Consider the following 14365-nt stretch of genomic DNA (forward strand, 5'->3'; position numbering starts at 1 on the left):
CCCGCCGTCGTACGCTTTAACAAAGAACTAAACCCAACATTTAGGGGATGACATGACCGAAAAGGTCAAGCTGCTTAGCCACGTCGAGGCGATCAACTGGAACCGCATCCAGGACGACAAGGACGTGGACGTCTGGAACCGCCTGGTCAACAACTTCTGGCTGCCGGAGAAGGTGCCGCTGTCCAACGACGTGCAGTCGTGGGCGACGCTGACCCCGGACGAGCAGCAGCTCACCATGCGCGTGTTCACGGGCCTGACCCTGCTGGACACCATCCAGGGCACCGTCGGCGCCGTTTCGCTGATTCCGGACGCCCTCACCCCGCACGAAGAGGCTGTCTACACGAACATCGCGTTCATGGAGTCCGTGCACGCCAAGAGCTACTCCTCCATCTTCTCCACGCTGGCCTCCACCAAGGAGATCGACGAGGCGTTCCGCTGGTCCACCGAGAACGAGAACCTTCAGAAGAAGGCCCAGATCGTCATGGACTACTACCAGGGTGACGACCCCCTCAAGCGCAAGGTGGCCTCGACGCTGCTGGAAAGCTTCCTGTTCTACTCGGGCTTCTACCTGCCGATGTACTGGTCCTCCCGGGCCAAGCTGACGAACACGGCCGACCTCATCCGCCTCATCATCCGTGACGAGGCCGTCCACGGCTACTACATCGGCTACAAGTTCCAGAAGGGCCTGGAAGGCCTGTCGGAGGAGCGCAAGCAGGAGATCAAGGACTACACCTTCGAGCTGCTCTTCGAGCTGTACGAGAACGAGGTCCAGTACACGCACGACCTCTACGACTCCGTCGGCCTGGCCGAGGACGTCAAGAAGTTCCTGCACTACAACGCCAACAAGGCCCTGATGAACCTGGGCTACGAGGCCATGTTCCCGGCCTCCGTCACCGACGTGAACCCGGCCATCCTGTCGGCCCTGTCGCCGAACGCTGACGAAAACCACGACTTCTTCTCGGGCTCGGGTTCGTCGTACGTGATTGGCAAGGCTGTTAATACTGAGGATGATGACTGGGACTTCTAGTTCCTCCCAACTCTCTGTCCCATCGCTCGCTCCTGTTGTGCTCATAAACCGGGACGGCGGCCCCGCACGCATACGCGTGCGGGGCCGTTTTTGCGGGACGCGACCCCAACACTTCCGCTTCATGGGCAAAGCTCATCCTCGAAGCGCTCACCGCTCAGGCCAGTTGCGCGCCGGTTCCACTCCGCCGTCCGTTACGGGCGGTCATTCCTGTCCGGTTCGAGGAGGGCCTGAATGGCGGCGTCGCAGAGCCTCGATAGCCGGGCGGCGCTGGTGGAGTGTGACGGGTTTACCCTAGTTGCATGGAGAACCTGAGGGGCCCATTGTATCTGGACGTCGCGGCGAAGGGCCTGTCCCTGGCGGGCGTTGTGATGATGCTTTTTGGGCATGGCGGTTGGTTCACCGTCGGTCTTTCCCTCGTGTTCATCGGCGTGCTGATTGGGGCATGTGCCATGGTGGCCGTCCGTCGGGTGCGGTCGCCTACCGGTCCTGCCCGCCCCACACTTTTCGGCTCGTGGGGCCGAAGGGGCGGCTCCTCAGACGGGGATACGGGCTCCTGAACCGCTAGGGGCGGATCGGCTCGCTTGCGGGTTCGGCGAGCAATATTGTGGCAAGCGAAGGGGCGCTGAATGTCGAAGGTACCGATCGTTTACAAGAGCACGCACCGGGTCAAGTTCTCCGAGCTCGACCCCTACAACCACGTGAGCACGGGGGAATACGCGACCTATTACGCAGATCACCGGATGGAGGGCCTGCGGGACTATGTCGGTTGGGATCTGGAAACGCTGGGGACATTGCCGTTCATGGTCTGGGTCCGGAGGATGGAGATCGACTTTCTGCGGCCTGCTCGGGGCGATCAGGAGATCACCATCACGTCGTTCGTGCGAGAGTTCCGCGGGCCCGATGCGCTTATCGAGTGCGCTATGGTCGATTCCGGCGGAACGAACGTGTCGCGCTGCGTCATGACCGTTGCCCACGTCGACAAGGAAACGAGTCGCGCGACGGACTGGCCGGCCGACGTCATGGCGCTGTTCTTCGAAAAAGAAGCCCCATGAGCGCTTCGGGTCGGTCTATGAACCGTTTATCGATGACGAATGGTAACCACTCTCAGAACCAGGGACGAACAGGACCTTAAGTGACTAAGTACAGGCCGGAGTCGCCGTCTCCAAGTGTCTTCGCCAACTAGGTCAGTTATCCGACAGCGTTAGAGAAAAATCCACGGAATGACGGTGATTAATTTCTGGCAATTTCCGCCAACTAGCCTCGGGTCTCACACCTCCTCGTAACCCGAAACGACCCGGCACGCAGACGCGTGCGGGGTCGTTTCGTTCAAAGGTCATTTATTGTGTGCCCATGAGGCGGATCTGCCGCGTAGTTCCTCTCGGCGCCGCTTGGTCTTACCACCCCGCCCACCGGCCTGCATGTCGGCCTCACCTGGAAGTGACCGTGATCGGGCCGCTCGCACCTGCGTGGGTACGAGCGACCGCGATCCTCGGTCCGACCGTCAGGTGTAGCTCAGGCTGAGCAGCAGGGCCTTGAGTTGGGTGTATTGGTTTGTCGCCATCCAGGCTTTCGCGGCCTCCCTGTTCGGGAACCCCGGGTCGCCGAAAAGAACCCGGGTGAACAGTCCGCCGGTGGCGGTGGAGACGAGATTGCACCATGATGCGACGCCCTCGCCCTCCTTCAGCGACCGGGGATCAGTTAGCCCCATGAAGTAGGCATCGCCATCACCAGAGGATTCCACAGCGAATCCGAAGACGGGCTTCTTGCCGTCCGCCGCCGTCATTCCGGAAACTGCCTTGTGATCGAACACGTGACGCGTCACGGGACCGCCAGCACACCCTGCAGTGACGCCGTTGGCCAGGAAGAGCAGATCGTTTCCCGCACCGTCAGCAACGGTGACCTCAACGCCGGGAAGGCCGGCGGGCGGGTGCACGGTTCGCACGGTCCACGTCTCCGGATAGGCGAACGAGATGTGTCCGTCCGGGAACGTGAAGGTCTTCAGCGCGGGAGACCCGTGCTTAGCCGCTGAGGCGGGAACCTTCGACGCCGGTACCGCCCTGGCGGCAGGTGCCGTCGGTCCTGCAGTGGAAGCAGGCGGGAAAGTTAACGTCGCCGTGCGGTCTGCCATGGTACTCACGACAAGGGTCGAAGCGGCGGCCGGAGCCCCTGGCTGTGGCCCACAGCCGGCAAGGGCGAGGCCGATGGAAGAACCTGCGATGGTGACGGCAGTGAAGAGTCTGGCGCGATGTGAATGCATTGTGTAGCCCCCAATTCTTATGACGGCGGCCCGAATGTCCCGCTTGAAAGCAAAGTTTCCGGGACGCGGCCAGTAATTACAGCCAGGGCAAGTTATTTATGCCTTCCGATCGCCCACACGCCTCAGATGGCCGCCGCCTGCCTCCCCGCCGGCACCCGTGACAGGAAGTCCTCCACCACCGCGGCGAACTCGTCGGGCCGTTCGATCTGCGGCATGTGCCCCGTCTTCGAGAATGTGTACGACTCGGCGTGTGGCAACGCTGCCACTGCCGCCTCGAGGTGGCTGAACGGGAGAATGTGGTCGTGGTCGCCCCAGACCACGAGCGTGGGAGTCTCCGACTGGGCCAACGCCCCGAGGAGGGCCCTCCGCCAACCGGCCCTGACGCCAAAGATGGTTCCGAGGTCGCGGGCGACGTCGAGGAGGGTTTGGCGGTGGGACGCCCGCTGCGACAAAGCGAACGCGTGGTCAACGCGGGCGTCGGTCACCAGTGCTTTGTCGTAGAAGATCGACTGCACGGTGCGGCGCGAAGCCACTGGAGCCGGACGCAACAACAACGCCGCGGGCGGCCCGACCGCGAGCAGGCGCAATACCAGTGCAACCTCCTTGCCAAACCCGGCACTGTTCGCAAGAACCAGCGCCGAAACACGGTCCCGGTGTTCGGCAGCCAGTTTCATGGCGACGGCCCCGCCCAGCGAGTTTCCCATCACGGGGAGCGGCTCGTGCACCCCGACGGCGTCGAGGAAAGCCGGCAAGACGTCGGCCAGCTTCGCCAACGTCGCCGGCCCGGAAAGCCGTTCCGAGTAAGCAAATCCGGGCAGGTCCACGCTGTAAACGGCGTGGCGTGCCGAGAGCCGCTCGTGCTGCCCGTTCCAGTCCTCCAGGCTCTGGCCGATCCCGTGCAGGACCAGCACGGGGTCGCCGCTGCCGGTCTTCCGGTAGCGCAACCGCGTGCCTGCGACGTCGACGTATCCCGTTCCCGGGAGCGCCAGGGGATCCCGGCGCACAAGTTGCGCCCCACCGGACGCCCGGACCCGTTGTCCGCGCCGACCGAAACGGACCCGGTCGGTCAACCTGCCGGCCCTCAGGAGGGCGAAGTCTCGGAAGTAGTTCTGGTGCAGCCGCCACGGTGAACCGGCACCCTGCCGGGGCAGCTGATCGGCCCCGCGGAAAATGTAGCCGGCCTTCAGGTCAATCAGGGTGGACAGCTCACCGTTGGCGACATCGGCAGGCGCCGCGGGCACCACCCAATGCAGTCCCCGCCGGTCAAGGTGCTTCAGCAGCCGGCAGACGTAGCCTGCGACCAGATCCGCCTTCAGGGTCCACGATGCATTGGTGTACCCGATGGTGAGCGCAAAGTTGGGCACGCCGTCGAGCATCATGCCCTTGTAGGTCAGGGTCTTGCCCACGTCCACGGGATCGCCGTCGACGGTGAGCGCCATCCCGCCAATCACCAGCAGATTCAATCCCGTCGCCGTGACGATGACCTCGGCCGGGATCGACCCGCCCGAGACCAGGTCAATCCCGTCCGGCGTGATCCGGGAGATCCTGTCGGTGACGATGTCGGCAGTGCCTGCGCTGATCGCGCGGTAGAGGTCCCCGTTGGGGATCGCGCAGACCCGCTGGTCCCACGGCTGATACGACGGCGCCAGGTGCGTGTCCACCGCAAAGCCCTGCGGCAGCTTGGCGACCGCAGATTTGCGCAGGATCGCTTTCATGGTCTCCGGCCGCCGTCGGCTGAGCTGGTACGTGAACATCGAAAAGAGAATGTTCTTGACCCGGACGACGTCGTACGCCAGTTGCGCGGGCAGCTTGCCCCGGAGGCGGTCGGCCAGGTGGTCGCGGGACGGCACGGGGGCGATGTACGTGGGGGAGCGCTGCAGCATCGTCACCTTCGCGGCCGCCTTCGCCATGGACGGCACAAGTGTCACCGCGGTGGCCCCGCTGCCGATGATCACCACCTGCTTGCCCTCGTAATCGAGGTCGGCCGGCCAGTGCTGCGGGTGGACGATCGATCCGGTGAAGGTGTCGGCGCCGTCAATGGCAGGGGTGAACCCCTCGTCATAGCGGTAATAGCCCGAGCACACAGACAGGAAAGAGCATGTGTACGTGACCGCCTCGGCGGTGCCGGGTCCCGGGTCGCCGTGCCGGTATTCGCCCTCGGATGTGCGGACGGCCGTCACCGTCCACAGCGCGGTGTCGCTGGACCAGTCGGCAGAGACCACCCGGGTGTTCAGCCGGATCTGCGGGGACAGGCCCTCGTCCGCAATGGTCGCCTCGATGTAGTCGCGGATCGCATCGCCGTCGGCAATCGCCTTGGCACCGGCCCAGGGCCGGAAGGAATAGCCGAGGGTGTACATGTCGCTGTCGGAGCGGACGCCCGGGTATCGGAAGAGATCCCAGGTGCCGCCCACCGTGCCCCGGGACTCCAGGATCGCGAACGTCTTTCCTGGTGTTTCGCGTTTCAGCCGGCTCGCGAAACCTATGCCGCTCAGCCCGGCTCCGACAATCAACACATCCACGTGCGCGCTCATCACGCCACGCTATCGACTTAAAGTCGAGAGAGTCAACACCGTGTTGATACCTCGCGTTAGGATGGGCGCATGGCTCCACGTGGAAGACGTACAGCACGGGTCTCGGGGGATGAACGCCAGGACGCGATCCTCACCACCGCCGAGGCGCTCCTTGGCGAGCGGTCCTTCGACGACGTTTCGATCGAGGAGCTGGCCCGCGGCGCCGGCATCTCGCGCCCCACCTTCTACTTCTACTTCTCGTCCAAGGATGAGATGCTGCTGGCCCTTCTGGACCGGGTGATCTCCGAGGTGGAACACCGGGTCAGCGAGTTGCCGCGAAATTTCGAAAGTGACCCCGCGGGAGCCTGGACGCGCTCCATTGGCATGTTCGTTGAGGTGTTCGTGGCCCATCGCGGCGTCGCCACCGCGGCGATTGCAGCGCGGACCCGCAACGACGAGGTGCGCACCCTCTGGTCCAAATCGATGCAGTCCTGGGTCGATTTCTCGAGCGACGTCATCGCGTCCGAGCAAGCCCGAGGTGCTGCGCCGGACGGCATCGACGCCCATGACCTGGCCGTAAGCCTCAATCTCATGAACGAGCGGGTGATCACCGCCGTCCTCAACCGGGAGATTCCCGCGATCGCGGAGTCCCATGCCCTGGACGTGTTATCCACCATCTGGATCCGCAGTATCTACGGGTCCGTCAACCCCGGCCGTTCCTAGCGCCGGGTGGAAAGGAAGAACCCGCATGCCCCACGAGATCAAGACCCTGACCGTGCTCGGCACCGGAGTGCTCGGTTCCCAGATCGCCTATCAGGCCGCCTTCCACGGACTCGCTGTCACCGCCTACGACGTCGACGGCGACGCCCTGGAGAAGGCCCGGGCGCGCTTCGCCCGGCTTGTCGGCATCTATCGGGCGGCCAACGTCGGCGGTGCCGGAGAGAGCAAAGCCGAGGCAGCTCTTGAAAACCTCCGCCTCACCGCCAACCTCGGGGACGCCGTCGCCGATGCAGACCTCGTGATCGAGGCCGTTCCTGAGCTGCTCGAGGTGAAGCGGGACGTCTACCGCACGCTCGCAGATCTGGCCCCCGCCAAGACCATCTTCGCCACGAACTCATCAACTTTGCTGCCCAGTGATCTTAAAGATTCCACGGGCCGCCCCGACCGCTTCCTCGCCATCCATTACGCCAACAACATCTGGGCGCAGAACATCGCCGAGGTGATGGGCACCGCCGAAACCGATCCCGCAGTCTTCGACGCCGTCGTCGACTTCGCGCGAAACAGCGGGCTGGAGCCGATCGAGATCAGGAAGGAGAAGGCCGGCTACGTGCTGAACTCCCTGCTGGTCCCGCTCCTGAACGCGGCCGCCGGCCTGCTGCTGCAAGGCGTCGCCAGCCCGGAAACGATCGACAAGACGTGGCGCATTGCCACCGGAGCGCCGAGCGGTCCGTTCCAGATCTACGACGTCGTCGGGCTGGGAACCGCCTACAACATTGCCGCCTCATCGCCAGACCCCGGATCTCAAGCCTTCGCTCGGTACCTCAAGGCCAACTACATCGACCATGGCAAGCTCGGCGTCGAGACGGGCGAGGGTTTCTATACCTACTAGGTCTTCGCATGGGCTGACGGACGGTGCTGACGGACGGTCCAGCGGAGGGGGAGTGGCTGCGGAACCGCTTTTTACACGGACCCGGTCAGCCCTGGCGGTTCGAGTCCAGGACGGTGACGTCCAGAGGCATGCGCCTGGCGCGACGGAGGCGTCCGGCCAGCAGGTTGCGCACCCCGCGGGTCACCATGGTCGTCTTGGTCAGATACCGGAACTCGGCGGTGTCCGACGTTACGAGGTCCAGGAGCGGGCGCGCCGCGTCGTCAGGGGTCTGCCCCCACAGCCCGACGACGACCTGCAGCCCGCTCAGTCGATGCTCGTACCCGGGCTGGGACGTGACGTGCCCCAGCATGTCCGTGATCACCAGGCCCGGATTCATGCCATGCACCCGGACGCCGGTGCCCTTGGTCTCCACCCGCAACGTCTCGGTGAACTGCCGGACCCAACGCTTGCTTGACGCATACGCGTTCTGCAGCGCCACCGGCCCCTGGTCGCCGTGGCCGTACACGTTGACGAGGTCGCCGCGACCTTGGCCGATGAACACCGGCAACGCCACCCTCGACCCGTGGAACGTGCCGAGGATGTTCGTGCGCACCACTTGTGTGAAGTCCTCGACCGGCGTGGACGCCGTCGGCCCGAAGACACCGGAAGCTCCGGCGTTGTTGACCCAGATGTCGAGCGTCCCGCGGCTAAGGGCCTCGTCGCGCAGGGCCTCGACGTCGGCCAGTTCACCGGTGTCGCACTGACGCCCGGACGCCGTGATCCCTTCCGCGTGCAGCCGCTCGACGGCGGCCTCGACGTCGGCGTCCGACCTGGACGCCAGCACCACCGTCGCACCCTGATGCCCCAGCAACCGGGCCATGGCCAACCCCAGGCCGCGCGTCGAGCCAGTCACGACTGCCACGCGACCGCGGAGGACATCTCGTCGCGAACCCATGCTTCTCTCATACGCGCAGCGGCCGGGGAGAGCAAGAGCGCAGGCGTGGTGAAAGTTCCGAGGTGGTTGTCCGCCGGGTGGTTCCCAAGCGGCGCTGTTCCATCGCATCGGGGCAATTATCGGGGGTCTGTCGGGACTCCGCGGACGGATTTAGACTGAATCATTCCGCGACGCCGGCGTCTGCCTCGGGCGGGGAGGTAGATCAGCGGCCGCCTTGTCGTACGTAGTCGGCGGGATCGTAGTGAATCCGGAGTGTCGAGATCTTGCCGTTGTCGAAGCGGAAGAACTCTGCGAGCCTGACAAACCCGGCCGGCATGCGGGCGTCGTAGAGTATCGCGGAGCCATCTGCGCCGTGGACCTCTTGGATGATCTCGAGGTCCGACACCGTGGCGATGAAGCCCTTTACGCCTTGGCAGAATCCGGCGGCCCCTGTGCGCTTCCCTGCGATCGGACCTTCAAATTCGAGGTCGTCGATTAGCAAAGTGCGAAGCTCGCCGTCGGGGTCGAACGCATCTATGCCGGCGGCCAGGATCCGGTAGTAGCGCTGGAGTACGTCTGGCGCAGCCTTGCTCAGCGTGGACATCGGCAGCTCCTCCTTAAGATTGAAATCTTCAAGCTCTGCACATCGATGAGGCGGAGAACGCGGTTCAATTTGGACCGGATCGTCGCCGGTCAGGTTATATCCGTTGAGTACAGAAGTCACGACGTCGAGGAAGACTGCCGCTGCGGCGTGGTGCTCACCGTCGTTTCAGCGGCGTGGCGGGGCTACAGTCCCCGGAGTCGTTCAGGCGTTCTGCTGGTTCGCGGCCGTCAGCGTCTTGTCTAGAACTGGGTAGTGCCGCGCAGTCGGCGCGGGCGGCCGTCTGGATCCATGAGAAGACGGCTCATCGGATCTGCCCAGAGGCGTTGGCGGGCCGACACCGGCTCTGGAGTGTGGTGGCGCGCGTGTCCGGCGGGGCGGGTGGAACGGCGGCCGGCTTCATGCCAGCGGTCGAGAGCGTCCGCGGTGGTGTTCCAAAGTTTGAGCCCGGCCGCCGGGTCGACGAGCTGGGGATCGTTCTGCTCCAGGCCCAGGTGTTCGGCCCAGAGTTGGAGCCGGAGCTCGTGGGCCAAAGGCCGGAAAGTGTCGCGGCTGTTGTCTGTGCCGGACGCCTCCCGGTTGTCGACAGTCGTGTCGAGTACGGCGCAGGTGAGCTCGCTGTCGTTGGTCCAGGACCGGCGGTTGAAGTTGTCTGAGCCGCAGGTGAACCAGGTGTCGTCGATGATGCAGATCTTGGCGTGGACATAGATCGGAGTTCCCGCGCGGTTCTCCAGGTCGAACACGCCGACCCTGTTGGGCGCAACCCTATGCAGCATGCTGATGGCATGCAGTTGCCCGATCCGGGCCGCCGGCCCTGCGAGAGGCCCGTCAGCGTCGGGGTAACGGGGTACGACGGCGATCACCTTCAGGTCGGGATTCCGGTCGAGGGCCTCCGCGATTCCGGCTGCGACCTCTTTCGACCACAGGTACTGGTCCTCGACGTAGATTAGCGAGCGGGCGCGGGCGAAAGCTTTCGTGTAGGCGCGGGCAATGCTGCGCTCCCCAACAGGCGCGAACGGAAACGGGGGACGCCTAACGCCGTAAGTGCGCAGCAGCTGCACGGAATGAGGACCCGCCGGTGGTGGCGGCGGAGCAATGGCCGGGAGCGGTTCGGGGTGCCGGGGCATTCGGGCCAGACGTTGCAGCAGCATCCGGTAGGGGGTGCGCCGGTCCAGGGGATGGGGATCGTTCCACCGTTCAGCAAACACGGCCAGGACATCTGCCACCACGGGGCCACGCAGTTCGAGGGCGGCATCGTGCCACGGGGGTCGTTCCCCGTACCGGGAATCCATGCTCACCGCTTGCGGGTCTCCCGCGTGGTCGGCGTCGTCCCGACGGCTGTGGGAAAGGTCGATCCCGCCAACGAACGCGACATCCAGCGACGGATTGTCACGACGGCGAATGACGAAGAGCTTCTGATGATGGGAGCCGAACACGCGTACACGCTGATCCAGCAGCACCTCTCCGCCGGCGTCGTTGACCTGACGGCTTAGGAGCTCATTGGAACGGCCGCTGATCGGGGCCGATACGCGCTCTCCATGGGATCTCCAGACAAGCCCCCGCACTTCCACTCCCTCACCGGCCAAGCCCGCGAGCACCTCGCCGATCGACGGTCCGTCCGCCAGCAGCCGCTCGTCGGCGTCGCCACGCCAGTCGGTGAACCACACGCGGTCTCCCGCCTGGAGCGCCGTCAACTCCTCATGCAGCCGGGCGAAGTAGGTCGCACCATGAACCAGGGGCCGCACGAGATTGCCCTCCGACCACGGCGGCGATCCGGCACCGCCCGCGTGTACGTCTGTGGCCAAATTTCCCCGCTCAGCGCGGCTCAGAAACCACGTACCAGCATCACTGTCCACTCAGTCCTTCTTTCGGCGCCCGAACCCAGGGCACTAGTGTCCGGTCTTCAACGTAGCGACTGTGATGCCTAATGTCACCGACCGGGTCGTAAGCACCGGATCAAACCCGCTCTCCGGCCCTACCGGGATGACGCTGGACGGCCTATCGTGGTCCTGACATAGCCCGAGGGAAAGGAACGACGATGTTCACCCTGCAGATTAGCTATCCGGTCCGGGACTACGAGGCCTTTAAGAAGGTCTTCGACACCGATCCCGCAGGCCGAGCCGCCTCCGGCGCCCGGGCAGTCCGCTTGTTCCGGGACACAGAGGACCAGAACAGTGTGGCCGTGCTCCTTGATTTCGACACCAGGGACGCCGCGACCGGCTTTCTGGAAAAGTTGCGCAGCCAGGTGTGGGACAAACCTGAGGTGATCGGGCAGCTAATGACGGCAGCGCCGACAGCCAGGATTCTGGAAGAAGTGGCCCGCGAGGGGCAGGGCGCGGGCTGACCGCTGAGAATCCTGCTCGACTCGCGGTGGAACAAGAAACCGCTGCATCCCGTGGGTGCCAATGTTGGCTCTCGGGCAGGTTTGGGCGCTAAAAGAGCGTCGAGTTCAAAGCCCACCTAATGCCTGCCTGGAGCCCGCGTTATGCCTGCCGGGAGTATGAGGAACCCGAGGCCGTCCGTTCCAAGAGTCCGAAGTCGATCATGTAGCGGCGCAGCATTACGACGTCATCGCTATAACTGAGCAGTCGTTCATTAACCTGCTTTTCCGTTAGGTGTTCGCCCGGCTCTATAGCTTCGCTGACGATCCAGGCCAGGAGCTCCCGCCGTTCCGTCATGTTGGCTGGATACCTCTCGATCCTCCCCAAGCGCATGAAGCGGGCCAATCCGGTCTGCGGCTGCCGCCGGGGTTGCTGCCTGAGGAGGTCGCGGAAGATCGCCTCGGGTGCCTCAAGGTCACTGGCGGCATTGCGTTCCACGAGTCCTGACTCAAGGAGGGCAGCGATAGCCCGGTTTCGCCGGTGGTCATTCAGGTCAGCAAGCACGTCGGGGAGCTTGGCGCCGAGCACTATTTGGGCGTAGGCGGTCCGAGCGTCCGTGTTAGCGAGGGCTGCCACTACACGCCGCCAGTGCGGTCCACTCACCATCGTCGTTACCGTCACAGCGTTTTCCTCACTCTGCATTTGCCCCCGCCTGTGCTGGTCACGGCAATTGGTCAACAGGCAAAATCGTAGTCCTGCGCGGGTGTGGCGGACAGGGCCTACAGACGGCAGGCTGATGGCCCGGACATTGACGGTTGGCTTTTCATGTGGGTTGAAGTAGGCGGTATTCCGGCACTGCGTCGGGAAATTGGTGTCCGGCCGTGAATGGGTGCCCGGCGGTGAATTGGTGCCAGTCCGGGAACGGGTCCGGGGGCAGGCCTGCGTCCGGATCCGCGGGCTGGCCTTGATCGGGGCCTGTGTCGGGGTCGGGTTCCGGGCGTGTGTCCGTGGCCTGGATGTGGGGCAGCCAGTCCTCGGGCCAGTGGGGTGGTTCCCAGTCCTGGTGTTCGCTGGGATAGTAGCGTCCGGATGGGGAGGTCCAGCCGGGCGGGTGGTCTTTGCTGGCCCGGTCCGGTGTCCAGGCGGAGGCGTGTTTGAGCCGGTGGTGTTTCGGGCAGGGCTGGCCGAGGTTCGAGATGCCGGTGGTGCCGCCGTCGGCCCAGGCCAGGAGGTGGTCTGCCTCGTTGTCCAGGGAGTGGTTGCCGCAGCCGGGGAAGGGGCACCGGCCGTCGCGGAGCCGGAGCCAGTGGCGCTGGGCCGCCGTCAGGCGGTAGCTGGTCCGGCCGATTTCCAGCGGGGCGCCGTCCCGGGGGTCGGTCAGGACCCGGTGGAAGGAACCGGCGCCGTCGGCGATCAGGCGGCGGGCCATCGAGGGCGGGATCGGGCCGTACCCGTCCAGGACGGCCGGTTCGTCTGTGGCGCCGAGCAGGGACAGGACCGGGACGGTGACCAGGACCTGCGCCCGCGGGACCGGAACAAACGCCCCCGCATGAGCTCCCACCCCCGTGCCGGTGCCGGCGCCGCTGCCGCCGTCTGCCGTTCCACCGGTGATGCCGCAGCACGCCCCCGTGCCGCCGTCGGCCGTTCCGCCGGTGCTTTGGCTGCCGTTGGTGAGGAGCCAGGTGGCGGTGATGTCGGCGCGGAGCTGGGCGAGGGTCCGTGACTCGTCCGGGCCCTGGAGAGCGCGGGCGGCAGCGGTGGTCCGGTCCCAGATCCCGGCGGCGGTGTCGGCCGGAAGGTGGGCGGAGAGCCAGGCCATGCCGTCCCGGTCCGGGACGAACTCGACCCGCCGGTCCGCGGCGCTCCTGGTGTGGCGTTCCTCGATGCTGGCGGGGTGGTGGCGTTCGCGCCAGGCGCGGGCCTTGGCCCGGAACCGGGACGGAACGAGCTCCCCGGCCGGGCAGCCACGGGCCGGGTTCGGCGCACCTGGGTCCAGGAAATGTGCCTCGAGCGTGGCCGTACCGGCCGCATCCAGGCTGCTGGTTTCGTCCACGATGATCCGGGCGTGGGCCCAGGAGATCGCCCCGGACTCAAGGGCTGCCAGGGTCAGCGGCAGCGCCGTCGTCAGGGCCCGGGCTTCGGCGAGGAGGGCCGCGGCGGTGCGTTCGCTGACCGTCAGGACACAGGCGACCTCGGCCACCAGTGCCATCTCATGGACGGCACGGTCCCGCGGGGACGGCGCCGGCGGCGCCAAAAGCCTCGTTGCGTGCGCGTAGTCGTCCGGAACCGGGACGGAACGAGCTCCCCGGCCGGGCAGCCGCGGGCCGGGTTGGGTGCGGCCGGGTCCAGGAAGTGCGCTTCGAGCCCGGCCGCCCCGGCCGCATCCAGGCTGCTGGTTTCGTCCACGATGATCCGGGCGTGGGCCCAGGAGATCGCCCCGGACTCAAGGGCGGCCAGGGTCAGCGGCAGCGCCGTCGTCAGGGCCCGGGCTTCGGCGAGGAGGGCTGCGGCGGTGCGTTCGCTGACGGTCAGGACACAGGCGACCTCGGCCACCAGTGCCATCGCTTGGGCGGCGCGGTCCCGCGGGGACGGCGCCGGCGGCGCCAGGAACCTGGTTGCGTGCGCGTAGTCGGCGGCCAGCCGCACCCTCAGCGCCGCGGTCCGGGCCTCCATCCGGGCGACCTCGGCGAGCCCGTCCAGGCAACCGTCCGCCAGCCGCCGCAGCGGATCCGCGTCCGGCGAAGAATCGACGACCGCAGGATTGGCGTCGCTAGCGGCCGATCCGGCCAAGGCAGCCAGCGCGGCAACAGAGGCGGCGACGGCTTCTATCGCCGCACCGCTCTCCGCGCTCAACGCTGTCCTGCTCTCCACACTCAGATCATCTCAGGAGCCACCGACAGTTTTTGATGAGACCGGTCTTGCAGCCACACGACAGTCCACTTCTGACAGCTGCCGGTAGAGCATCCAATGCCATCGGCGCGAGTGTTGAGTGTCGCACGCCTGCGTAGTAGCGTGACAAGTAATGTCAATACGTGTAACACGGACTCGGGAGCGATCATGGCATATATGACACGGGGGCTGGTGGCTGTCACGGCGGCCCTGGCATTGAGCGTGACGGGTGGCGCCG

Annotated in this window: 12 protein-coding genes and 1 pseudogene; 5 read left to right on the forward strand and 8 right to left on the reverse strand. The window is 65.6% G+C overall.

The genetic code is table 11. The annotated features are described in order from the left end of the window. Positions 1 to 52: 52 nt before the first annotated feature. Positions 53 to 1027, forward strand: a complete 975-nt coding sequence (gene nrdF / locus Y706_RS0119315) for a class 1b ribonucleoside-diphosphate reductase subunit beta (protein WP_018773326.1) — start codon at positions 53 to 55, stop codon at positions 1025 to 1027. A gap of 626 nt (positions 1028 to 1653) precedes the next feature. After that, complete coding sequence (locus Y706_RS0119325) at positions 1654 to 2079, forward strand: acyl-CoA thioesterase (protein ID WP_028277887.1); 426 nt, start codon at positions 1654 to 1656, stop codon at positions 2077 to 2079. Positions 2080 to 2528: 449 nt separating this feature from the next. On the opposite strand, the gene Y706_RS0119330 is transcribed toward Y706_RS0119325, so the two are convergent. Together Y706_RS0119330 and Y706_RS30430 are read right to left on the reverse strand one after the other, a co-directional pair. Continuing rightward, entirely contained in the window at positions 2529 to 3155 is a 627-nt protein-coding gene (locus Y706_RS0119330) for a hypothetical protein (protein WP_216699151.1), read from the reverse strand. A 251-nt stretch (positions 3156 to 3406) separates the two neighbouring features. Next, positions 3407 to 5815, reverse strand: coding sequence for an alpha/beta fold hydrolase (locus Y706_RS30430; protein ID WP_084476262.1), 2409 nt, complete (start codon positions 5813 to 5815; stop codon positions 3407 to 3409). Positions 5816 to 5884: 69 nt separating this feature from the next. Between Y706_RS30430 and Y706_RS0119340 the strand changes: the two genes are divergently transcribed. Both Y706_RS0119340 and Y706_RS0119345 read left to right on the forward strand, forming a co-directional pair. Further along, positions 5885 to 6517, forward strand: a complete 633-nt coding sequence (locus Y706_RS0119340; RefSeq protein ID WP_028277889.1) for a TetR/AcrR family transcriptional regulator — start codon at positions 5885 to 5887, stop codon at positions 6515 to 6517. 25 nt (positions 6518 to 6542) lie between these two features. Next, positions 6543 to 7403 (forward strand): 3-hydroxyacyl-CoA dehydrogenase, encoded by an 861-nt coding sequence (locus tag Y706_RS0119345; protein ID WP_028277890.1) that lies wholly within the window; start codon positions 6543 to 6545, stop codon positions 7401 to 7403. Between the two features lie 85 nt (positions 7404 to 7488). Here Y706_RS0119345 and Y706_RS0119350 read toward each other — a convergent pair whose 3' ends face one another. The 3 genes from Y706_RS0119350 to Y706_RS0119360 form a co-directional block, all read right to left on the reverse strand. Beyond that, positions 7489 to 8304, reverse strand: a complete 816-nt coding sequence (locus Y706_RS0119350; protein ID WP_253906841.1) for an SDR family oxidoreductase — start codon at positions 8302 to 8304, stop codon at positions 7489 to 7491. Positions 8305 to 8539: 235 nt separating this feature from the next. Then, complete coding sequence (locus Y706_RS0119355) at positions 8540 to 9040, reverse strand: nuclear transport factor 2 family protein (RefSeq protein ID WP_253906842.1); 501 nt, start codon at positions 9038 to 9040, stop codon at positions 8540 to 8542. A 119-nt stretch (positions 9041 to 9159) separates the two neighbouring features. Beyond that, positions 9160 to 10662 (reverse strand): phospholipase D family protein, encoded by a 1503-nt coding sequence (locus Y706_RS0119360; RefSeq protein ID WP_253906843.1) that lies wholly within the window; start codon positions 10660 to 10662, stop codon positions 9160 to 9162. 293 nt (positions 10663 to 10955) lie between these two features. Between Y706_RS0119360 and Y706_RS0119365 the strand changes: the two genes are divergently transcribed. Then, a complete protein-coding gene (locus tag Y706_RS0119365) occupies positions 10956 to 11261 on the forward strand; it encodes a hypothetical protein (RefSeq protein ID WP_028277894.1) in 306 nt (101 codons plus the stop codon). A gap of 139 nt (positions 11262 to 11400) precedes the next feature. On the opposite strand, the gene Y706_RS0119370 is transcribed toward Y706_RS0119365, so the two are convergent. From Y706_RS0119370 to Y706_RS30435, 3 genes and pseudogenes are all read right to left on the reverse strand, one after another. Next, complete coding sequence (locus Y706_RS0119370; RefSeq protein WP_028277895.1) at positions 11401 to 11919, reverse strand: DUF2087 domain-containing protein; 519 nt, start codon at positions 11917 to 11919, stop codon at positions 11401 to 11403. Between the two features lie 142 nt (positions 11920 to 12061). Continuing rightward, positions 12062 to 13555 (reverse strand): HNH endonuclease signature motif containing protein, encoded by a 1494-nt coding sequence (locus Y706_RS26540; protein ID WP_253906844.1) that lies wholly within the window; start codon positions 13553 to 13555, stop codon positions 12062 to 12064. Between the two features lie 98 nt (positions 13556 to 13653). Beyond that, a pseudogene (locus Y706_RS30435) lies at positions 13654 to 13911 on the reverse strand (endonuclease); the annotation flags it as partial. Positions 13912 to 14365: the final 454 nt, after the last annotated feature.

The sequence above is a fragment of the Arthrobacter sp. I3 genome (genome assembly GCF_000520575.1).
In the GTDB taxonomy this organism is placed as follows: Bacteria; Actinomycetota; Actinomycetes; order Actinomycetales; family Micrococcaceae; genus Arthrobacter; species Arthrobacter humicola_A.

Excerpts from the sequence above, each read along its gene's own strand:
- nrdF (WP_018773326.1), top strand. The coding sequence starts at position 53 with ATGACCGAAAAGGTCAAGCTGCTTAGCCACGTCGAGGCGATCAACTGG.
- Y706_RS0119340 (WP_028277889.1), top strand. The coding sequence starts at position 5,885 with ATGGCTCCACGTGGAAGACGTACAGCACGGGTCTCGGGGGATGAACGC.
- Y706_RS0119325 (WP_028277887.1), top strand. The coding sequence starts at position 1,654 with ATGTCGAAGGTACCGATCGTTTACAAGAGCACGCACCGGGTCAAGTTC.
- Y706_RS0119365 (WP_028277894.1), top strand. The coding sequence starts at position 10,956 with ATGTTCACCCTGCAGATTAGCTATCCGGTCCGGGACTACGAGGCCTTT.
- Y706_RS0119345 (WP_028277890.1), top strand. The coding sequence starts at position 6,543 with ATGCCCCACGAGATCAAGACCCTGACCGTGCTCGGCACCGGAGTGCTC.
- Y706_RS30430 (WP_084476262.1), bottom strand. The coding sequence starts at position 5,815 with ATGAGCGCGCACGTGGATGTGTTGATTGTCGGAGCCGGGCTGAGCGGC.
- Y706_RS0119330 (WP_216699151.1), bottom strand. The coding sequence starts at position 3,155 with ATGGCAGACCGCACGGCGACGTTAACTTTCCCGCCTGCTTCCACTGCA.